This is a genomic window from Flavobacterium columnare, assembly GCF_014844295.1.
GTDB classification, from domain to species: Bacteria; Bacteroidota; Bacteroidia; order Flavobacteriales; family Flavobacteriaceae; genus Flavobacterium; species Flavobacterium columnare.
Genome location: NZ_CP054494.1, coordinates 1,802,912 through 1,825,549, shown reverse-complemented (window position 1 = coordinate 1,825,549; position 22,638 = coordinate 1,802,912). Strand labels below are relative to the sequence as shown.

The window sequence follows — 22,638 nt, the reverse complement described above, 5'->3', positions numbered from 1 at the left end:
AGTTAGTTCAAAATAATGGGTTAGATATTCAGGTAATAAAAGTGTTATTAACGTATTAAAAGAACAGTCCTTTTCTATAATTTAATCAATACAAAGTAAACTATTTTAAAATTTCTCCACAACTTTTTGACTTGAGCCCAAAAGTTGGGGATTATGCAAAAAGATTGGATAATCTGAATAAGAAGAAATCTATCTTTCTTACCCCTCTAAAGTGACTTCTAAAGGCTTTTATTTTAGCATTAAAAGATTCCAGCAGCTGCATTAGTACTTCTATTATCAAAGTAGTTTAGTATTGATTGATAATTAAGTGTTATTGTATTTAGAACAATGTTGAAGTTTTTAAATCCTGATTCTTCTACTGTTCTATACCAATGGGCTAATTTTAACATTGCAACATTTTTATCGTTATTGGTGTTGTAGATATTTCTTAATTGTTGAGATAAATGGTATGCTGTTTTTATCTCTGGATATAGTTCAAATAGAATTTCAGCTCTTTCTTGTTGATTAGCTATCCACTTAGAGCCTTTATTTATAAAACAACAAAATTATGAATAAAACAAAACAATAACAATCAGCAATTTACATTTTCCAGGTTTAGTTTTTTTAAAAAAATATCTTTTTTTGCTTGCAGATCTAAAAAACAGTCGTATATTTGCACTCACAAAACAGAAACACTGTTACTGTTACAAAAGGTTTGGTAGTTCAGTTGGTTAGAATACATGCCTGTCACGCATGGGGTCGCGGGTTCGAGTCCCGTCCAGACCGCAAAAGCCCTTCTTTAGAAGGGCTTTTCTTTTTTTAAATACTTTACACTACTCATTTAGTGGATCAAGTCAAAAACTTGTGGGATTAAGCAAATTAATTCCCGTTGATTATCCCCCTTGCCGCCTGAATCCTTCTTATCAGAATAATTATTTGAATACAAAATTTATGATTCTTTAGAATAAAAACAACTAACATGAGTAAAACTTTTTTATTATTACTACTTACACCCTATTTATATTTAGCTCAAGCAAGAGAAAATACCGAAATCAATACTTTTCTAAACAATTGGCATAAAGCTGCCTCAGAAGCAAAATTTGACCTCTATTTCAAGGATCTGTCAGACCAATCCGTTTTTATTGGTACTGATGCCACAGAAAATTGGAATAAAAAAGCTTTTATGAATTTTGCTAAACCTTATTTTGACAAAGGAAAAGCATGGAGTTTTTCAACCTTAAAAAGAACCATTTATTTGTCTTCCGATAAAAAAACAGCTTGGTTTGACGAACTACTAGAAACTCAAATGAAAATTTGCAGAGGTAGCGGTGTCCTTATTAAAGAGGGTAAAAATTGGAAAATCAAACACTATGTATTATCTATGACAATACCAAATGATAATACTTCTGAAGTAATCAAAATTAAAGCGCCTATAGAAGACGCTTTAATTGAAAAGTTAAAAAAATAATTACCAAAAACTATTTGTAAATATTTTCTTTTAATTGTTTGATCATTTCAACTGTCATTGATTCTAAATCGAAATCATTTTGCCAATTCCAATCTTTTCTTGCGCAAGAATCATCAATACTCGCAGGCCAGCTATCTGCTATTTGTTGACGAAAATCAGGAGCATAATCAATCGTAAAATCAGGATAGTGCTTTTTTATTTCCTCTGCTATTTCTGCTGGGGTAAAACTCATAGCGGCTAAATTATAAGACGATCTGATTTTTATATCTTCAGCAGGTGCTTCCATAATACCTATAGTAGCTTTTATAGCATCATCCATATACATCATAGGTAACCCTGAATTTTCAGATAAAAACGAGGTAAATTTACCTTCTGTAATTGCCTTATGATAAATATCTACTGCATAGTCAGTAGTTCCTCCTCCTGGAGGTGTACTCCACGAAATGAGTCCTGGATAACGCAAACTACGTACATCAACTCCGTATTGTTTGTGGTAATACTCACACCATCTTTCTCCTGTTTGCTTACTAATTCCGTAAACTGTTGAAGGCTCCATAATGGTGTATTGAGGAGTGTTTTCTCTTGGAGTTGTAGGACCAAAGACTGCTATACTGGATGGCCAGTATATTTTTTTAATTTTTCCAGCCTTAGCTAAATTTAAAACATGAAAAAGAGAATTCATATTCAAATCCCAAGCAAAAGCAGGATTTTTTTCAGCAGTAGCTGAAAGTAATGCAGCCATCAGATAAACATCTGTAATTTTGTATTTTTCAACTAAAAATTCTATTTGGTTGTAATCCAGTGCATTTACAACTTCAAAAATTCCATTATTTACTACATCGATATCTAATTTTCTAATGTCAGAAGCAATTACATTTTCTACGCCATACACTTGACGTAATTTTTGTGTCAGTTCGGTGCCTATTTGTCCACAAGCTCCAATAATCAAGATTTTCGTGTCCATTTATAAATAGTTAGTCGGCAAATATAAGCATTTATTAGGTATGCCTTTTCAAGATCTGTGATACATTTAGTTTCCATTAGACAAAAATTGTACTTTTGTAATCTATAAATTTAAAAAATGAAATCTTTTTTTCTCTATAATTTAGGATTGATCTTATTGCTTCTTTCTTGTAAAAATGAAGAACAAGACAACTCTATTGAAATTCAAAAATCAATTAAACAAAAAGAATTGGTTTTTAATTCTTTAGATAAAGCATGGTTTTTTTCTGAAAGAAAATTAACCCCAGAATCAGAATTTATCGCTTTAAACTGGAATGAATGGCGTTTGTTTATCAACGAATTAAAACAAAAGCCTAAAAGTTCTATTAGTGCTTTTAAACTAAAAACTAAAAATTTAGTACAAAAAGTAGATCTTTTGCCTAATACAATTCCTATAAAACTTCAAAAGCCTCAAATTAATGTAAGGCTCTCGGCCATCATTACAAAAGTTAAGGCTCTAAATATGTTCTTAAATATTGATCGAATTCCTGAAAAACGGGTAATAAAACTGGTTTCAGACCTGAATTTAGAAGTAAATGCTTTTAATGATCAAATCGAAGAAATTGTACGTCGTAATCACATCCAAATGGAAGAAGGTGAAGAAGATATGATTAAACACGTTGGTGGAAAAAAATTAGAGCCGTTAGTTAAACCTGACATTCAAAATCCACAAGTAGAAGAAGTTCCATCATTTGAAGAAATAAAGTAATTATTTTGAGTACCGATTATATAAAACAGCTATTTTCCAATCAATCTAAGATCAATCAAATATCCGCTTTACTAAGTGGCGACAACAAGATTCATCTTAAAGGTTTGTTAGGCTCATCCCTATCATTTATTATAGAAGCCTTATTTGAAAAAGCAGATAAAACTTTTTTATTATTAGCTAATGAAAAAGAAGAAGCTGCTTATTTATTAAACGATTTAGAACAATTAATTGGCGCAAAAGATGTGCTATTTTATCCCAGCTCATACAGAAGACCTTATCAAATTGAAGAAACTGATAATGCAAATGTATTGCTTCGATCAGAAGTGTTAAACCGAATTAATTCTAGGAAAAAACCTTGTGTCATCGTTTCCTACCCTGAAGCTATTTTTGAGAAAGTGGTTACCAAAAAAGAGTTGGATAAAAACACTTTAAAAATTGCAACAGGCGATAAGGTTTCAATTGATTTTATTAACGAAGTACTCTTTGAATACGATTTTAAACGCGTTGATTTCATTACAGAACCTGGTGAATTTTCGGTTCGTGGAGGTATTTTAGATGTATTTTCTTTTTCCAATGATAATCCGTATCGAATTGAATTTTTTGGCAACGAAGTAGACAGCATAAGAACCTTTGATGTAAGTACACAATTATCTATTGAAACTAAAACTAAAATTACAATAATTCCTAATTTTGAAAATAAATTATTAGAAGAAAAACGCGAAAGCTTTTTAGAATACATTAATCCTAAAACTTCTATTTTTATACAAAATACGGATTTATTATTAAACAATTTGGATAAACTTTTTGCAAAAGCAGAAGAAAGTTTTGAAAAATTATCTAAAGATCTTAAACACGCTACTCCTAATGAATTGTTTGTAAATCAAGAAACATTTATCAAACAAGCATTACACTTTTCAGTAGTAGAAATATCCACTAAAGCTACTTTTAAAATTCAAAATACTTTTGAATTTTATATAAAACCACAACCTTCTTTTAATAAACAATTTGATTTATTGATGGAGGATTTAAAAAATAATCGCCAAAATAATTTAAAAAATTATCTATTTTGTGCTAATGAACAACAAGCGAAACGTTTCCACGATATTTTTGAGTCGATGGATGAAGAACAACATGAGCATTTTGTAAAAGATTATGAAACCATTGTGCTCCCTTTATACCAAGGGTTTATTGATGAAGAAAATCAAATAGCCTGTTATACTGACCATCAAATTTTTGAGCGTTACCATAAATTTTCTATTAAGAATGGCTATGCTAAAAAACAAAATATTACATTAAAAGAATTAAATTCTTTAACGGTAGGTGACTATGTAACACACATAGATCATGGTATCGGAAAATTTGGTGGTTTACAAAAAATTCAGGTTGAAGGCAAAACACAAGAAGCTATTAAGCTAATTTATGCTGATAATGATATTGTATATGTAAGCATTCATTCATTACATAAAATATCTAAATACAATGGCAAAGATGGTACTCCACCCAAAATATATAAATTAGGTTCAGGTGCTTGGAAAGCTTTAAAACAAAAAACAAAAGCCCGTGTTAAACACATTGCATTTAACTTAATTCAACTATATGCTAAACGCCGTTTAGATAAAGGATATGCTTTTGCGCCTGATAGTTATTTACAACACGAACTAGAAAGTTCTTTCATTTATGAAGATACACCCGACCAACTAAAAGCAACTCAAGATGTAAAAGCGGATATGGAAAACGAACGTCCAATGGATCGTTTAGTTTGTGGCGATGTGGGATTTGGTAAAACTGAAGTTGCTATTCGTGCCGCTTTTAAAGCAGTAGATAATAGTAAACAAGTAGCTATTTTAGTTCCAACTACAATCTTGGCATATCAACACTTTAGAACATTTAAATCTCGTTTGAAAGACTTACCTGTAAATATTAGTTATCTAAATCGTTTTAGAACAGCTAAACAAAAATCTGAAATTCTAAAAGATTTAGAATCTGGTAAACTGGATATTATAATTGGAACTCATCAATTAGTAAACAAAAATGTTAAGTTTAAAGATTTAGGTTTGCTCATCATTGATGAGGAACAAAAGTTTGGTGTAAACGTAAAAGATAGGTTAAAAACGATTGCTACCAATGTAGATACATTAACACTAACAGCAACACCTATTCCTAGAACATTACAGTTTTCATTAATGGCGGCAAGGGATTTATCAGTAATTAACACCCCACCTCCCAATCGATATCCTATTGAAACACAGGTAATAGGATTTAATGAAGAAATCATTCGAGATGCTATTTCGTACGAAATTGAAAGAGGAGGTCAAATATACTTTATCAACAATCGTCTCGAAAATATCAAGGAAATTGCTGGAATGATCCAACGTTTAGTACCTAATGCCAAGGTTGGTATTGGTCATGGACAAATGGAAGGAAAACAATTAGAAGAAATTATGCTTTCATTTATGGAAGGCGAATTTGATGTTTTAGTTGCTACCACCATAATTGAAAGTGGTCTAGATGTACCAAATGCGAACACAATTTTCATCAACAATGCCAATAACTTTGGGTTATCTGATCTACATCAAATGCGTGGGCGTGTAGGACGAAGTAACAAAAAAGCCTTCTGTTATTTTATAACACCTCCTTATTCCGTAATGACTGAAGAAGCTCGTAAACGCATTCAGGCATTGACACAGTTTAGCGAATTAGGCAGTGGTTTTAATATTGCAATGAAAGACTTAGAAATTCGAGGTGCTGGCGATTTATTAGGTGGTGAACAAAGCGGTTTCATCAATGAAATTGGTTTTGAAACCTATCAAAAAATCATGCAAGAAGCCATAGAGGAATTAAAAGAAAACGAATTTAAAGATTTATATCCCGAAGAAAGCAATATTGAAACGAAAGAATATGTAAAAGATCTTCAAATTGATACTGATTTTGAGTTACTTTTTCCAGATGAATACATAAACAGCGTAACTGAGCGTTTAAGCTTGTATAATGAATTGGCTATTATTAAAACCGAAGAAAAACTACAAGAATACCAAAAACAACTGGAAGACCGTTTTGGCAAATTACCTAAATCCGGTTTAGCCTTATTAGATAGCTTACGTTTAAAATGGAAAGCAACGCATTTAGGAATTGAAAAATTAGTATTAAAACAAGGTAAACTGGTTTGTTATTTTGTAGGTGACCAACAAAGTGATTACTACCAATCTTCTCGTTTTCACAAGGTATTACAATTTGTACAGCAAAACGCAAATCTTTGCAAGATGAAAGAGAAAGAAACTAAAAATGGACTTCGTTTGCTATTGACTTTTGAACATGTAAAATCAATTAAAAAAGCATTGGAATTAATTGAAATGATTTAAAAACCACACTATCCCACAAAGTGTTTAAGTTAAAAAAAACTCATCAAGAAAATTAATTTTCTTGATGAGTTTGGATAAAATCACTTACTTAGTTGAAAAAAATTCTATTTTGTTAACTTTAAGTCCTTAATTATTTTAAAAGCTTTATCCACCACATTATCATCTACTAATACCGTGAATTCGTTAGAGGTAGAAATTACTTCATATATCACAATACCTTCCCAAGCAAGACGCTGGAAAATAAAATAATAAATACCTGGAGTAACCGTATTTTCCTTAGGAAGTTTAACAGTTATAGAAGAAAGATTTTCTAATTTTTGAGTTAACCTTTCATCCTTGAAATACTTATCTATAAGCTCACTTACAGAATCACTAACAACTATGTTCGTTTCATTAACACCTCTCGAGGAAGTAAAAAACACATCTTGACGTTTATTTAGCTCAGTTATCAATTCGGCTTGTTTCTGAAAAATGGTATCAGAAACTAAATACGTATAATCATTCAAAGAAGATCGAACTGTTATTTCACCGATTTCCCTTAAAACCTTCGTGATTTTATGGTTTACCTGAAAGCTTAAATCTTCCGACAGTCTCTTGAGAGCCATAATAATAGCGCCTTGTTTTACATCTTTTCCTAATTCAGCTTCGAGCTCTTCAGTGATTAATCTTGCTAACGAAGTAAGATTGATGATACCTTGCGATAACGCATTTAATAAAAATGGCTTGGACTTGATGTAGTTTTCTACTACAGAAGAAATTGTTTTCATCTCTGGGGAATTTAAATTTTAATTTTCACTCATTGTTAGTTCGTTTTTTAGAATGTGTAATATAAAATAAATAACCTCACGGCTTGCAAATATATTTATAATTGACTAAATAAATATATTTTTTTGTTAAATATAATTTATTGTTTTATTTATTTGTATTTTATTAAAAATAATAAAACGCATCAACTAAGTGTTCTATTGTGTGAATTTCATTTTTTTTTATTATTGCTATAATATCAAAACGAATTTCAAGGTCCAAATCTGTTTCTTGAACGTACTCATCTATAGCTTTTACTAATAATTTTATTTTCTTTTTATCAACAAAATCTTCAGGGTTACCGTAGTCAACGGAAGTTCTTGTTTTTACTTCTACTACAATTAACCAATTATCTTTTCGAGCAATGATATCTATTTCAGCTTTTCTAGCTTGATAATTTTGCTGTAGAATTTCATACCCGTTTTTTAATAAATAGTCTACCGCTATTTGTTCTCCTTGCTTTCCTATTTCGTTATGTTCTGCCATACCTGCTCTTGTTTTTTATTAACGATAATTCTTTTTGAACCATTGCAATCTATATTCAACTCCTTTTTTATCGTTCAAAAACAACCTTAGAACATTCTGTATTTACATCTAACACAATTTGAGCTCCTAAAGTTAAAGCTCTATTATCCCTAATGTGTCCAGCTGGAAACTCAAAAACAATGGGAATATTGTATTTTTTAGTTACATCGTCTACAATTTGAAGTGCATCTTTACCCCAAGGAATTTCATTATCCTTCATTTTAGTCATTCCTCCCACTAAAATTCCCTTAATGCTTTCTAAACATCCATTTCGCTTCAGATTCATCATCATTCTATCAATATGATATAAATATTCGTCTAAATCTTCTATAAACAAAATTTTATCCGTACAGTCAATAGCAGATGATGAACCAAACAAACTATACAAAATAGACAAATTTCCTCCTACTAATTCGCCTTTTGCTGTTCCTAAACGATTCATAAAATGTGGTAAAATAGTGTACTCCAATTGTTCATCGTTAAATAATGCTATTCGCATAGATTCTTTTGCCTCTTTAGTGGCTTTAGCTACCGTTACAGGCATAATACCATGAATGGTTTTGTACCCCATTGTATTCAAATGGCTATGTAAAACGGTTACATCACTAAAACCGACAATCCATTTTGGATTTTGTTTAAACTTCGTAAAATCTAATAAGTCAATCATTCGTACAGTTCCATAACCTCCACGTACACACCAAATCATTTTAATATTAGGATTATCTAGTTGCTCTTGAAAATCTTTTGCACGCTGTTCATCAGTTCCTGCTAACTGATTTAAATCTAAACCAATCGTACTACCTATTTTCACTTCCAATCCCCAACTTTTTAGTAAATCTATTGCTGGTTTTAAATTATCATCTAGGTTTTTACGAGCTGTAGCCACAATAGCTACAGTATCTCCTTTTTTTAAATACGGTGGTGTAATCATTTTTTTTTGTGAGTAAGAATAACTAAAGATTAAACTAAATAAAAGGTAAAATTTCATATTTTTTGAAAAAACACTTACATATCACAAAACTAAATAATAAACCAAAACAAATACGTATGAAAAGATATTTACTTACACTAATATTTCTAATTTGATTAATTTTTTGTTTTAAAGAAACCATAGAATTACAGCTATTTCTAAATTTAAGTTCTTCTAAATAGGTTCGAAAACCATTGAAAACCAAAATGAAATAGAACTTATCTTATGGCTCAATAAATCAACCAATTTCTTCTTTGTATAGAATGAATTAAGGAGGAATTCTTTTATAAATAGTTCTACTCTAAATGAAATAAGTAATAAACACACAGAAATCGCCTGTGCTTTGTAGTATGAGTTAAACTCTGCAAGGTATGTCTCTACAAAAATTTTAGTTTAAAATTTTGGGTAGAAAATAATCTTTTAATTTGGTACTTTTTACACCTTTTCATGTTTAATTTTTAGTTTTTTTTTTTTATCTCATGCTTTTTTTATCTCAATACAAAATAGAATAGTATTTTTGCAACCTTAAACTTATACTTGTTTCAGATCGTTTTTAAAAAATTGATTTACTATGATAACGAATCCTAAAAGATATACAATTACAGCAGCTTTACCTTATACTAACGGACCCATTCATATTGGTCATTTAGCTGGGGTATATGTACCATCTGATATCTATGCTCGCTACTTACGCTTACAAGGTAGAGATGTGGCTTTCATTTGTGGAAGTGATGAACACGGTGTAGCTATTTCTATGAAAGCTAAAAAAGAAGGTATTACACCGCAAGAGGTAATTGATAAATACGACGGAATCATTCGTAAATCATTTGAAGACTTTGGCATTTCTTTTGATAATTATTCAAGAACTTCAGCAAAGATACATCATGAAACGGCTTCTGCTTTTTTTAAAAAAATGTATGAAGAGGATCAATTTATTGAGGAAACTACAGATCAATTATTTGATGAGCAAGCACAACAATTTTTGGCAGACCGATTTGTAATGGGAACTTGTCCTAAATGTGCTAATGAAGAAGCTTATGGGGATCAGTGCGAAAAATGTGGAACTTCTTTAAATGCAACGGATTTAATTAATCCTAAATCAACCATAACAGGAACAACACCTATTCTAAAATCAACAAAACACTGGTTTTTACCTTTAGATCAATACGATGCTTTCTTGAAAGAATGGATTATTGAAGGTCATAAAAACGATTGGAAATCAAACGTATACGGCCAAGTAAGTTCATGGTTAAATGACGGGTTAAAACCTCGCGCAGTAACACGCGACCTAGACTGGGGGATTGATGTCCCTGTAAAAGGTGCCGAAGGTAAAAAACTATACGTTTGGTTTGATGCCCCTATTGGCTATATTTCTTCTACTAAAGAATGGGCAAAAAAGGAAGGTAAAGATTGGGAACCTTATTGGAAAGATCAAGATACCAAATTGGTTCACTTTATCGGAAAAGACAATATTGTTTTCCATTGCGTAATTTTTCCTGCCATGCTAAAAGCACATGGAGATTATATTTTACCCGATAATGTACCCGCTAATGAGTTCTTAAATTTAGAAGGAAATAAATTATCTACTTCTAAAAACTGGGCGGTATGGCTGCATGAGTATTTATCTGACTTTCCAGAAAAACAAGATGTATTGCGTTATGCTCTAACAGCTAATGCTCCAGAAACAAAGGATAATGATTTTACTTGGAAAGATTTTCAAGCAAGAAACAATAATGAGTTGGCAGCCATCTTTGGGAATTTTATCAATCGAGTAGTTGTATTAACTAACAAATACTACCACGGAATTGTTCCCACTCCAAATACTTTTACAGAAGTTGATGAACAAACATTAACAGAGTTAAAAGCCTATCCAGCAGTAATCGCTTCTTCTATTGAGCGTTATAGATTCAGAGAAGCATTAGGTGAAATGATGAATGTAGCTCGTTTAGGCAACAAATATTTAGCTGATGAGGAGCCTTGGAAAATGGTCAAAACAGATCCAGAACGTGTAAAAACACAAATGTATGTAGCTCTACAAATAACAGCTGCTTTACGTGTATTAACGGAACCCTTTTTACCTTTTACAGCTAATAAATTAGCCAAAATATTAAATCTAGAGCAACTAGATTGGAACAAAGTGGCTGAAATATCGGATTTATTACCCGCAGGGCACCTCATCTTAACTGAAAAAACAGATGTTTTATTTGCCCAAATCGAAGATGCTGAAATACAAAAACAAATTGATAAATTAGAAGCAACCAAAACGGCTAATGCTGCTCAAAAAGCTTCAACAAAAAATACTATTATGCCTCAAAAAGAAACTGCAACATTTGATGATTTTTCAAAAATAGATTTACGTGTAGGAACCATTATCGAAGCTGAAAAAATGCCAAAAGCTGATAAGTTGTTGGTTTTAAAAGTAGATACAGGAATTGATGTTCGTACGATTGTTTCAGGAATTGCAGAACATTTTACTCCAGAAGAAGTGGTTGGTAAGCGTGTAACCGTTTTAGTAAATCTAGCGCCACGCGCTTTACGCGGCGTAGAAAGCCAAGGAATGCTTTTGCTAACTCAAAATACCGAAGGCAAATTAGTTTTTGTAAATCCTGAAAATGAAGGCGTTGAAAATGGAGCTACTATAGCTTAATACATATTTTTTTTAAAACATTATAGAGGGTTTCCAAAAAGTATAATTAAACTATTCCGTTTGGTCTTAAATAATAAGAAAAATGACGTTATCAAGACTGTGTCGTTTTTTATTGTCATCAAACATCTTATAGTTATAATCTTTTGGGATACCCTCTTTTAGAAAAACACATTTACCCTTAATTACGCATTAGAAATTTATTACAGATAAAACAACTTTGAATCTAAAAAAAGCACTTCTTTTTTATCCTAAATGAAGCAAAACCCATTCTACCATAAGAAATTCCTAGGCCTTTTTGTCTTCTTTGCCTTTTCATCTTCATCACAAAGTCTAACACATAATCTGGATTTAACGGGTAATGTATAAACATCCAATAGGATTCAATAACACTAAACTACACAAGTAATTTATTACTTTACAATCCTTTCTTCCTTCAAAATACTCCGTCATCTAAAGGAAATAATTAAGTAACCTACCAATAAAACCACATTTTTTCATACCTTTGCCAAGTAAACAAACCTATTTTTATGTTACAAAAAAATATTGAAGACGCGTTAAACAAACAAATTAGAATAGAGGCTGAATCCTCACAGGTATATTTATCTATGGCTTGTTGGGCAGAGATACATGGTTTTGAAGGAATTGCCCGTTTTATGTATTTACAATCTGATGAAGAGCGTATGCACATGCTTAAATTAGTAAAATACGTAAATGAGCGAGGAGGGCATGCCTTAATAACCGATTTAAAAATGCCAAAAACATCTTTCAGTACTTTTCAAGAAATGTTTGAAGAATTATACAAACATGAATTATTTGTATCCGATTCAATCAATGAATTAGTTCACATTACTTTTGAAGGAAAAGATTATGCTACACATAATTTCTTACAATGGTATGTAGCAGAACAAATAGAGGAAGAAGCTCAAGCTAAATCTATTCTAGATAAAATAAATATGATCGGTGATGATAAAGGTGGATTGTATTTATTTGATAGGGATATACTTCAGATAACAAATAAAAATAATGAAGCAAAATAACGCTTGTTTTGAGCAAAAAAGAAAAAAATAAAAGCAAAGATAGTCACGAAAAAGCTTTAGAAAGATTGCACAAAAAAGCTGAAAAGTGTAAATCAAAATGCTGCGAAAAATACAAAAAAAAAGAATCAAAAAGGTGCAAAAGATGCCCTATGTTTGATTTGATTGAAAAAATAAAGACTCCCTCAAAATGAGGGAGTCTTTTTATTTTAAATAACCTATTTTTGAAAAAAATACTTAAACTCATTAAACATGACTTCCAAAATAATCGCTTTTGATGCAGATGATACTTTATGGCACAATGAACCTTACTTTGACGAAGCCCAAGAAAAATTTTGTACCTTATTTCATAGCTATGCCTCACATCAGGAAATTTTACAATTAATACTAAACAATCAAATTAAAAATTTGTCTCTATATGGTTTTGGAATTAAGGGGTTCACTCTTTCTATGATTGAGTCAGCCTTACAATTAACTCAAAATCAAATTTCTGGAAATATTATAAATAAAATCCTACAGATAGGGAAAGATTTATTACTAAAGCCTGTAGAATTGCTTCCAGAAGTAGAAGAGGTACTAAAACAATTAAAAGATAAATACAAATTAATTGTAGCCACAAAAGGTGATTTAAAAGACCAACATCGCAAACTACATGATTCAGGATTAGGTCATTATTTTCATCATATTGAAGTAATGACAGATAAAACAGAGATTGACTATACTAAAATGCTAGGCAGATTGGATATACAAGCTCAAAATTTTATGATGATAGGTAATTCTTTAAAATCTGATATACTACCTGTATTAAACATAGGAGGTCATGGTATACATATCCCTTATCACACTACTTGGGCTTATGAACGAATTGACTTTGAAATTAAGCATAAAAACTTTAGCGCTGTTGAATCTATTAAAGACATATTGCTCCTACTTCAATAAAATATTTTGATAGATAAAGACACAACTTATTCCTCCTTAGAATTAGTAAATTTGAAACCTTATAATCTGTAAGCAACTGTCCTTTAGCTATTCCCGTACATTAAAATACACAAATTTATTGTGCCCTCACTCATTGCGTATACAACTAAACAATAGTATTCCTTATATTAAAAAAGAAAAGTTTTTTATGTATCTAAAAAAACAATACATATAGTTTAATCTTCGTCGATACATTCGTGTTATTAATCTTTTTATGATAACCAATCAACTAATAAGATTCCACAACCTTCATCAAATCATTATTTTTGAATGTTTACTACAATAATTTTTATTAAATAAATTTTTGGGAATGAAAAAATTACTAAACATTCTTCTTTTAGAAGATGATAAAATTGAGGTTATGAAATTCAACAGGGTAATTAACTCATTAAATCTAGTCCATAAAGTTATTGAAGCAAATAATGGTGTCGAAGCCCTAGATATTTTAAAAAACAAAGACATTTTACCCGATATAATCGTGTTAGATTTAAACATGCCAAAATTAAATGGGATTGAATTTCTAAAAATCTTGAAAGAAGACGAAAGGTTAAAATATATACCATCTATAATCCTTTCTACCTCTAGTAACCACAAAGATTTATTAGAATGTTACAAAATAGGAATAGCAGGCTATATTATTAAGCCTCTAAAATATGATGAATATGTTGAAAAAGTTCAATCTCTTTTTGAGTATTGGAGTCGTAATGAATTAATTTCACATTGATTTTTATGTATGGAATTGTAAATAAAGCTATTCAGGACTTAATTATATCCAATTTTGGAGAACAAAAATGGAATGAAATCCGAAATAAGAGCGGTATAAATCATGACTATTTTATAAGTGGACAGTCTTATGATGACGATGTAACATACAAATTAGCAAATACAACCGCTCAAGAGTTAAACCTCACAGTTGATGATGTTCTCACGACTTTTGGAGAGTGGTGGATTTTAAAAACAACTCAGGAAAAGTATCAGGGTTTAATGGAGTCAGGAGGTACTTCTTTAAAAGATTTTTTGATTAGTCTTCCTTTATTTCACAATAGAGTTATGCTTATTTATCCCAATTTAACTCCTCCTGAATTTAAAGTCTCTGATATTTCCGAAAAAAGTCTTAACTTACACTACTTCTCCATAAGAGAAGGTTTACAGGCTTTTGTAAAAGGGCTGATTCAAGGTTTAAGTATTTTATTTAAAACCCCTGTTGAAATCAAAATCATCAAAAGCCGTAATAAAGGGGATACTCACGAGATTTTTAATATAAGTTGGTAGAATTATGAATAATATTCAATTCAATTTTAACGTAGATGAGTTTAATTCTATTTTTCCTTTTCATATTTTAATTGATGACCAATTAAAAATCATAAGTTTAGGAAAAACATTAAATAAATTATTGCCTGAAATTGAGTTAAACACATATTTTATAAAATCATTTAATTTTCAAAGGCCCCATTTTGAAAATATTGATTTGAATAATTTTACTCAAACATTAGACCAATTAGTCATAATACACACCTATACGAAAAAAGTAATTCTTAGAGGTCAAATAAACCAACATGGAAAATTTTATCTTTTTACAGGATCTCCTTGGTTTAATTCTGTAAAAGAAGTCGTAGAAAACAATTTAACCCTTCAGGATTTTGCCTTCAATGACCCATTGATTGATCTATTACATGTCTTAAAAAATCAAGAAATTCAAAATCAAGAGTTAAATGAATTGGTTCTTAAAATCAATCAACAACAAAAAATACTTGAAAAAGATAAAGAAGAACTTCAAGTCTTATCCTCTATTGCAAGAGTAAACCTAAATGCTGTTATTATTTGCGATAAAGAAGGTAAAATTGAGTGGGTGAATGAAAGTTTTGAAAAAGTAACGGGTTATAACAATCAAGAAGTAATAGGGAAAAAACCAGGTTCATTTCTTCAAGGCGAAGAAACCAGCAAGGAAACTATAGCCTATCTAAAAAAACAACTCTCACAGGGTGAACCTTTTAATTGCGAAATATTAAATTATACTAAAGATAAAACCAAATACTGGGTTAGAATTCATGGACAAGCATTAAAAAATAACGATGGGCAAATTATTAAATTTTTTGCAATAGAAGAAGATATTAGCAACGAAAAATCATATCAAGAAGCCCTAAAATATGAAAAAGAAAAGTATAGCAGTATCATTGCAAATATGAACCTAGGACTACTTGAAGTAGATAATGACGATGTTATTCTTTTTTCCAATCAGTCATTTCTAGAGATGAGTGGTTATTCTATAAATGAAATAATAGGTAAAAACGCCACCGAATTACTAGCAAATGATACAAGCAAAATGCTATTAGCAGATCAAAATAAAGCAAGAAAAAACGGAGTATCTGATTCTTATGAAGTTTTAGCCAAAACGAAAAATGGAGACGATCGTTATTGGGTAATTAGCGGCGGTCCTAATTACGATGCAAAAGGGAATATAATTGGTTCAATAGGTATTCATTTAGATATTACACAACAAAAAAATCTTGAACTACAAAAAGAACGATTGTTACTCAGGCTCAAAAAACAAAACCAACAACTCAATGACTATGCCCAAATCGTTTCACATGATCTAAAATCGCCTCTTAGAAGTATTCATTCGTTAATTTCTTGGATCAAGGAAGACAATCTAAAAGAATTTAGTGAGCAAACATTGAGTTATCTTGAAATGATTGAAAGCAAAGTTGAAAAAATGGATCATTTGATTCAAGGAATTTTAACCTATTCTAAAATCGATACATTAGAAAGTGTTTACGAAGAAGTTGATACAAACGAAATCGTTCAAAACACAATTCAAATAATTCATATTCCAGAAAATGTTGAAGTTACCGTGGCTACTATTTTACCAATTATTACAGCTGATCGGTATAGGATGCAACAATTATTTCAAAATCTAATTAGTAATGCTGTAACCTATATAGACAAACCTCAAGGAAAAGTAATCGTAGATTATAAAGATACTAATGACAGTCATTTGTTCAGCATAAAAGATAATGGTCCTGGCATAGCCCCTGAAAATCAAGATAAAATTTTTACCATATTTCAATCCTTTACCAAACATGAAAAATCTACAGGAATAGGACTTTCTATAGTAAAAAAAATTATTGAAAACTATAAAGGAGAAATATGGCTTGAAAGTCAAGAAAATATAGGAACCACTTTTTTTATTAAAATACCAAAATCAATACAATGAAAATAGTACAAGCATTTCTAGAAAAAAATCTTGAATGGAACTATGCGTTTTCTAAGCAAGAATTAAAAAATCCTTTCGTTTTGGTTTTTGGTAACAGACAACTATTAGAAGACCCTAGCATTATAGAAAAAATTAGAAAAGAATTTCCTTACGAACATTTCGTTTTTGGGTCTACCTCTGGAGAAATTATTGATACGAACGTAATAAATGACACAGTTCATGTTACCGCCATAGAATTTGAAAAATCTACCTTTGTTATCAAAAATGGCAATATAAAAGATTATCATTTAGATGCTTCCTTATTGGGGGAAAAATTATCTCGGGATATACCTAAAGAAGGTCTAAAACATTTAATCGTAATTTCCGAAGGCAGCTTTGTCAATGGTAGTTCATTAATAGCGGGGATTGAATCAGTAATGTTTAATAACGTGCCTATTTCAGGTGGAATCTGTGGAGATGATGATAAATTTGAAAAAACACTAGCTTCCTATAAAGAAAATCCAAAAGCAGGAGAGGTTATTTTGATTGGGTTATATGGTGAAACACTAGAAATATCAGTAGCTAGTCATGGTGGGTGGCTCACATTTGGTCCTGAACGATTAATTACAAAATCAGAAGCCAATATTTTATACGAAATAGACGATAAACCCGCTCTAGAACTTTATAGAAAATACCTTGGTGAGAAAGCAAACGAACTACCCAAAGCAGCATTATTATATCCATTACATGTAAAAGCTGAAAATAAAGTAAGAGCTGTTGTAAGAACCGTACTAAGTATAGATGAAAATAATAATTCCATGACGCTCGCAGGTGATGTTCCAATCAATTCGAAAGTACAATTAATGATGGCATCGGTAGATGGACTTACAGAAGGTGCTCTAAAAGCAGCTCAAGAAGCAATGCAAAATAGAATAAACAAGCCTGAATTTGCGTTATTAGTTAGTTGTATCGGTAGAAAATTAATAATGGATCAAAGAGTAGAGGAAGAAATTGAAGAAGTAAAAAAAACAATTGGTAATCAAGCAATCATTAGTGGCTTTTATTCCTATGGAGAAATAGCTCCTTTTGGTGGAAAATCTAGCTGTGAGCTACACAATCAAACAATGACTTTAACTTTAATAAGTGAATAATGAATTCTCTACTAAGTAGACAAATAGATAAATATTTAAAGAAAGAAGGTGCCGATTTATTACTAAATCAGGATTTTATTAATGCTATTAATGATTCATACAATAATTATGACGAGCAATTAAAAATGTCTCAAAGAGCTATGAAAATAAGTTCTGATGAACTCTATGAAGCAAATGATAAATTAAGGCTTGAAACAATTAATTTAAAAGAAATCAATAAAAATCTTGAGGAAATTATTAATTCAATGGCTATCAAGTCTACACTAAATGAAATAGAAAATGAGAAAGATCTTGTAGAAAAATTAAAAAAACAAACTATAGAAATTATTTCTATAAACAAACAAAGAGAAACCTTATTAAAAGATTTAGAAGAACAAAATCAAGAGTTAAACGAGTATGCTCATGTAGTTTCACATGACCTAAAAGCCCCTCTACGAAACATACATACATTAGTCAGTTGGTTCATTGAAGACAATAAAGGCAGAATAGGAGATGATTGTTTAAACTCGCTAAATTCAGTATTGCTGAATGTAGAAAAAATGGATCTGTTAATCAAAGGAATTTTAGAATATTCTACTATTGATAAACTAGAAACCAGCGACAGATTAGTCGATTTTAATATACTCTGTGAAGAAGTACTAAAAAGTTTTCATATCCCTTTGAACACTAAAGTGTATATCCCCTCAAATCTTCCTAAAATTTATGGAAATACGATTAGATTTAAGCAAATTTTTCAAAACCTAATAGATAATGCCTTAAATTCAATGGACAAAGAAAAAGGGGTTATTGAAATAGGTTACAAAGATCAAGAAGAAGATTATCTTTTTTACATAAGAGATAATGGAAAAGGAATAAGTTCGAAATATTTTGATAAGATTTTTAATGTCTTTACAAAATTAGAAAATAATAACAATTCATCGGGTATAGGTTTATCTATTGTAAAAAAAATCATACTTTTTTATAGCGGAAAAATTTGGGTAGAAAGCAAAGAAAATGAAGGATCAACATTTTATTTCACTTTATCAAAACAACATGGAACAACCTAACGAAAACTATATCAAACAATTATCAGGAGATAATATTGTATTTAGAGCAAAAATAATTTCTATAATAAAACAAGAATTACCAGAAGAAATCAATAATTATAAAGAAAACATAACCGCTAAAAAATTCCAACAAACAGCTTCTTCTGTACATAAGCTTAAACATAAAATTTCTGTTTTAGGAATGGAAAAAAGTTATTATATTGCTGAAGAGTTTGAAATAAATTTACTGAAACAATCAACGGATTTACAGCTAGAATTTGAGGCTATTTTAGATGCTATGCAACAATTTGTTGATCAATTGACCTAATGAATGAATTGTATTATTGTAGATGATGAAACTTTAGCAAGAACCATAATTTACCAAATGGTTTCTAATTATTCGGAAATGAATGTCGTTGAAGAGTTTTCTAATGCAATTCAAGCTATGAAATATTTAAATCAAAATTCTGTGGATCTAATATTTCTTGATATTCACATGCCTGATTTTACAGGTTTTGATTTTACAGGTTTTGATTTTATACAAACCGTTAAAAATCCTCCTAAAATCATTCTAATTACATCTGACAAAAATTATGCAATAGAAGCTTTTGAATATGACTGTATAGTAGATTATATTGTAAAACCTATTACTCAGGCACGTTTTGATAAAGCCATCCAAAAATTTAAGTCCTCTTTAGTAAGTCACGATAATCAAATATCGCCTATAGAAAATACTAACAAAATTCAAGATCAATCTAATGATTTTTATATAAACATTGATAGACGACTTATAAAAATTAATTTTCAATCTATTAACTTAATAGAAGCAAAAGGAGACTATATTGTTATTAAAACAGAAAGTAAAAATTATACCGTTCACTCAACACTCAAAAAAATTGAAGATAAACTGCCTAATCATTTATTCTTAAAAGTACATCGTTCTTACATAATAAATGTAAAAAAAATTATAGATATTGAGGATAATAGCGTCCTTATAGGAAAAGAAGTAATACCTGTTAGCCGATCCAACAGACCCGAATTAATGAATAGACTTAATCTACTCTAATACTATTATATTCATCTATAGATAATTACATTTTGTCTATACTTTAAATTCAACGATCAAAAATCCAATCAAAACATTAAAAAACTATATAACTTTACTATCAGATTAAAATAGTAAGGTCATGAAAAATAGTGTTTTATCATCAGTAAAATATGGATTAGCAATTATTTTAAACCTTGCTAATCTATCTTCATTTAGTCAAAATCAGCCTTTTAATTGTAATTATAACGCTTATTTGTTTCAAATGAATGACTTATATGCAATAAATCTATCATCAGGAACAGCCACCTTAATAGCAACCGATATTACTCCAGGTACAATTAATGCCGCAGGGTATAACCCTACTGATGGCTATATGTGGGGGTCCTTAAGTACTCCTGCAAATACTATTGTACGGATAGGAGCTGATTTTCAAACCACTTCGTATTATATACCTCAATTACCCACAGGGAGTAGATTTGTTGGAGATATTCGTTCCGATGGCGTGTATTTCTTAAAAATAGGTAGTTTCATTTATCAAATAGATGTTAACCCAAATTCTGCAACCTACGGACAGTATATTACTTCTTATCCACTCAGTACTTCTATAAATGTTTACGATTGGGCCTTTAACGCGGTTGATGGAAACTTATACACTGTAGAAAAAAGTACAAATATTTTATACAGAATTACTCCCTCCACTGGAAGTGTACAAAGTTTAGGAGAAGTACCTATTATAGCAGGGTTAAATTATACCTATGGAGCTGTCTATTTTGATGTAGATGGTAATTTTTATGTTTCATCAAATGATACAGGAACTATTTATATTATTAGAAATGTTCAGAATTTAACAGGTTCAAACATAATCAATTCTAACCTATTTGCTTTTGGACCATCCAGTTCAAGTAACGATGGTGCCCGTTGTCCTACTGCTCCTGTACCGCAAGAAGATTGTTCAAACGGAATTGATGATGATGGTGACGGACTGGTTGATTGTGATGATCCTTCTTGTTCTGGAACGGGATCTTGTGCTGTTGTAGATGAAACTTCAGGAGGTAATAATGGGGGATTAGAAAGTAATAATAGATTGGGAGATGCTATAAATAAACGTAACTATAACCGAGTTAAAACCAATTATACTTTTGATCGTAACAAAGCTTCTAGAATAGAAAAAAACGCACGTTATGCAAGTAGAAATACTCGATTTACTCTTCAATCTTTTATTCCACTACAAGTACTTAACGAAGATTCGGTTATTGAATCTACCCCTTTTGATTTAACTCAAATTACGAACGCAACTGATGTTTATTCTGTAGATTACATCAAAAACAATAAAACTATTGGTAGTATGATTGCCATCAAAACAAACAATGGGGTGTATGAACATACCAAATACATTTGTGACCGATTGTTAGGTGCCGAAATCTTGTCTGTTTCTACCATACAATTAAATGAGCAGAATTTTATACGTTCTATCATAAAAAATACTGATGGAACTATTGAGTACTCAATGAGTTTAGCCGCTAGATTGACTAATAATGAAAATAATTTTTCTATAGATAGCCACTGGAATTTAGATAAATACCAACAAAACACAACGTATTATAATTTTCAAATTTGGACCAATTCATTAGATAATTTATACAAACTAGGTGCTGAGTTAATTTCATTAATAAATAATCAAAAAACCATTACAGAATATAATGTTTCCAATCCGCCAACGGTATTTGTTAAAAAAGGTAAATATTCTAATGGAAAACTATACTTAGATATCATTAATCCGTCTGGCATACCAACTGTAGATTTTGACGGTGGTAAAAGACTTTCCGAAACCTCAACTTTTGAAAACTTTACCACAAGTATTAATTTAGATAAAAAATTTCTAGTACAACATGATTACCCTATTGGTTCTATATTTGACGTGGGTATGAGAATTGGCAAAAACACAACAGTCCCTGATGACTTGTTTTTATCTGATGGTCCTTGGGGATTAGACAGTTCAGCAAAAGGGACAACTGTTTTGAATTACAAAATTCAACCTAATAACTATAAAGCCTTAACTAATGAATTTCCTGTAGAAAGAAATGTAAGTTTAAGTGCAAAAGTATCTAATTACATAAGTGTTTATCGTGCTTTAACGCCAAGATTTCAGGCAGTTAATTTATCTGATTACAACAGTTTTAAATTTAGAGCGAAAGGTAGTGGCAATTTAGAAATCCGTTTCATAAAATCAAGTATATCCAATTGGGAAAATCAACCTTATACAACAGTTAAATTAACAAATAGTTGGAGGGAGTTTAATCTATCTATTTCTTCCTTAATTAATAATTCGGAAACAGTAAAATTAGATGATGTTAAAACAATCGTTTTTATTATGACTACAAACGGCCAAGAGGTTATAAAAGAATTAGCACTAGAAAATATCCGTTTTTCAGAAAATAGAGTTTTAGTTAGCGATGAACCCTTAGACGTAGCCGTTTATCCTAATCCAGTAAATAACGAAGCCACTATTGAATTTATAGCAAATGAAGCTAGTACTATGAAAGTACAAGTTGTAAATCAATTAGGAAAAATTGTAATGCAATTTGACGTGGATACCAACGCAGGATTCAACTCAATCACTTTATCAAAAAGAGAACTGCCAAAAGGAATATACTTTTGTAAAATTGTAGATTCTAACGATCCGTATAAAACGACCAAACTGTTTATTAATTAGTTCTAAAGACCATAAATAATTAAGGGTTGCTCG

General features: G+C 30.5%; 19 protein-coding genes and 1 tRNA gene. 15 read left to right on the top strand and 5 right to left on the bottom strand.

The annotated features are described in order from the left end of the window. Window positions 1-239: 239 nt before the first annotated feature. Window positions 240-485, bottom strand: a complete 246-nt coding sequence (locus HUE53_RS07875) for a transposase (protein WP_240601662.1) — start codon at window positions 483-485, stop codon at window positions 240-242. Window positions 486-691: 206 nt separating this feature from the next. Here HUE53_RS07875 and HUE53_RS07870 point away from each other — a divergent pair. Both HUE53_RS07870 and HUE53_RS07865 read left to right on the top strand, forming a co-directional pair. Beyond that, a tRNA-Asp gene (locus HUE53_RS07870) sits at window positions 692-765 on the top strand. Window positions 766-958: 193 nt separating this feature from the next. Beyond that, a complete protein-coding gene (locus tag HUE53_RS07865; protein ID WP_077225529.1) occupies window positions 959-1,447 on the top strand; it encodes a nuclear transport factor 2 family protein in 489 nt (162 codons plus the stop codon). Window positions 1,448-1,457: 10 nt separating this feature from the next. Here the strand turns inward: HUE53_RS07865 and HUE53_RS07860 are convergent, their stop codons facing one another. Further along, entirely contained in the window at window positions 1,458-2,411 is a 954-nt protein-coding gene (locus HUE53_RS07860) for an L-threonine 3-dehydrogenase (protein ID WP_014165751.1), read from the bottom strand. A 117-nt stretch (window positions 2,412-2,528) separates the two neighbouring features. Here HUE53_RS07860 and HUE53_RS07855 point away from each other — a divergent pair, with 117 nt between their 5' ends. Both HUE53_RS07855 and mfd read left to right on the top strand, forming a co-directional pair. Then, on the top strand, window positions 2,529-3,158 hold the full coding sequence (locus HUE53_RS07855) for a hypothetical protein (protein WP_065213875.1): 630 nt from the start codon (window positions 2,529-2,531) through the stop codon (window positions 3,156-3,158). A gap of 5 nt (window positions 3,159-3,163) precedes the next feature. Further along, complete coding sequence (mfd, locus tag HUE53_RS07850) at window positions 3,164-6,517, top strand: transcription-repair coupling factor (RefSeq protein WP_014165753.1); 3,354 nt, start codon at window positions 3,164-3,166, stop codon at window positions 6,515-6,517. Between the two features lie 104 nt (window positions 6,518-6,621). On the opposite strand, the gene HUE53_RS07845 is transcribed toward mfd, so the two are convergent. The 3 genes from HUE53_RS07845 to HUE53_RS07835 all read right to left on the bottom strand — a co-directional run bounded on the left by HUE53_RS07845 (window position 6,622) and on the right by HUE53_RS07835 (window position 8,834). Beyond that, the gene (locus HUE53_RS07845; RefSeq protein ID WP_014165754.1) at window positions 6,622-7,284 is read right to left on the bottom strand and encodes a hypothetical protein; all 663 of its coding nucleotides are present in this window, start codon (window positions 7,282-7,284) and stop codon (window positions 6,622-6,624) included. Between the two features lie 163 nt (window positions 7,285-7,447). After that, window positions 7,448-7,807 (bottom strand): YraN family protein, encoded by a 360-nt coding sequence (locus HUE53_RS07840; RefSeq protein WP_014165755.1) that lies wholly within the window; start codon window positions 7,805-7,807, stop codon window positions 7,448-7,450. A 67-nt stretch (window positions 7,808-7,874) separates the two neighbouring features. Continuing rightward, window positions 7,875-8,834 carry a S66 peptidase family protein gene (locus tag HUE53_RS07835; RefSeq protein ID WP_014165756.1) on the bottom strand — a complete coding sequence of 320 codons (960 nt, stop codon included), beginning with the start codon at window positions 8,832-8,834 and terminating at the stop codon, window positions 7,875-7,877. A 553-nt stretch (window positions 8,835-9,387) separates the two neighbouring features. Between HUE53_RS07835 and metG the strand changes: the two genes are divergently transcribed. From metG to HUE53_RS07780, 11 genes are all read left to right on the top strand, one after another. Then, window positions 9,388-11,463 (top strand): methionine--tRNA ligase, encoded by a 2,076-nt coding sequence (gene metG, locus HUE53_RS07830; RefSeq protein WP_192188405.1) that lies wholly within the window; start codon window positions 9,388-9,390, stop codon window positions 11,461-11,463. A gap of 527 nt (window positions 11,464-11,990) precedes the next feature. Next, entirely contained in the window at window positions 11,991-12,500 is a 510-nt protein-coding gene (locus HUE53_RS07825; protein ID WP_014165758.1) for a ferritin, read from the top strand. Window positions 12,501-12,749: 249 nt separating this feature from the next. Beyond that, window positions 12,750-13,436, top strand: coding sequence for an HAD family hydrolase (locus tag HUE53_RS07820; RefSeq protein ID WP_014165760.1), 687 nt, complete (start codon window positions 12,750-12,752; stop codon window positions 13,434-13,436). A gap of 349 nt (window positions 13,437-13,785) precedes the next feature. Next, window positions 13,786-14,199: a response regulator gene (locus HUE53_RS07815; protein ID WP_014165761.1), complete on the top strand. Its 414-nt coding sequence runs from the start codon at window positions 13,786-13,788 to the stop codon at window positions 14,197-14,199. Between the two features lie 5 nt (window positions 14,200-14,204). Further along, window positions 14,205-14,747, top strand: coding sequence for a heme NO-binding domain-containing protein (locus HUE53_RS07810; RefSeq protein ID WP_014165762.1), 543 nt, complete (start codon window positions 14,205-14,207; stop codon window positions 14,745-14,747). 4 nt (window positions 14,748-14,751) lie between these two features. Then, a complete protein-coding gene (locus HUE53_RS07805) occupies window positions 14,752-16,689 on the top strand; it encodes a PAS domain S-box protein (protein WP_077225532.1) in 1,938 nt (645 codons plus the stop codon). Next, window positions 16,686-17,819 (top strand): FIST signal transduction protein, encoded by a 1,134-nt coding sequence (locus HUE53_RS07800; RefSeq protein WP_014165764.1) that lies wholly within the window; start codon window positions 16,686-16,688, stop codon window positions 17,817-17,819. Before HUE53_RS07805 ends, HUE53_RS07800 begins: the two co-directional genes overlap by 4 nt. Next, on the top strand, window positions 17,819-18,865 hold the full coding sequence (locus tag HUE53_RS07795; RefSeq protein ID WP_014165765.1) for a sensor histidine kinase: 1,047 nt from the start codon (window positions 17,819-17,821) through the stop codon (window positions 18,863-18,865). The genes HUE53_RS07800 and HUE53_RS07795 overlap by 1 nt, the downstream gene beginning before the upstream one ends. After that, entirely contained in the window at window positions 18,852-19,172 is a 321-nt protein-coding gene (locus HUE53_RS07790; RefSeq protein ID WP_192188404.1) for an Hpt domain-containing protein, read from the top strand. Before HUE53_RS07795 ends, HUE53_RS07790 begins: the two co-directional genes overlap by 14 nt. Before the next feature lie 3 nt (window positions 19,173-19,175). After that, window positions 19,176-19,910, top strand: a complete 735-nt coding sequence (locus HUE53_RS07785) for a LytR/AlgR family response regulator transcription factor (protein ID WP_192188403.1) — start codon at window positions 19,176-19,178, stop codon at window positions 19,908-19,910. A gap of 121 nt (window positions 19,911-20,031) precedes the next feature. Next, window positions 20,032-22,605 carry a T9SS type A sorting domain-containing protein gene (locus HUE53_RS07780; protein ID WP_192188402.1) on the top strand — a complete coding sequence of 858 codons (2,574 nt, stop codon included), beginning with the start codon at window positions 20,032-20,034 and terminating at the stop codon, window positions 22,603-22,605. Window positions 22,606-22,638: the final 33 nt, after the last annotated feature.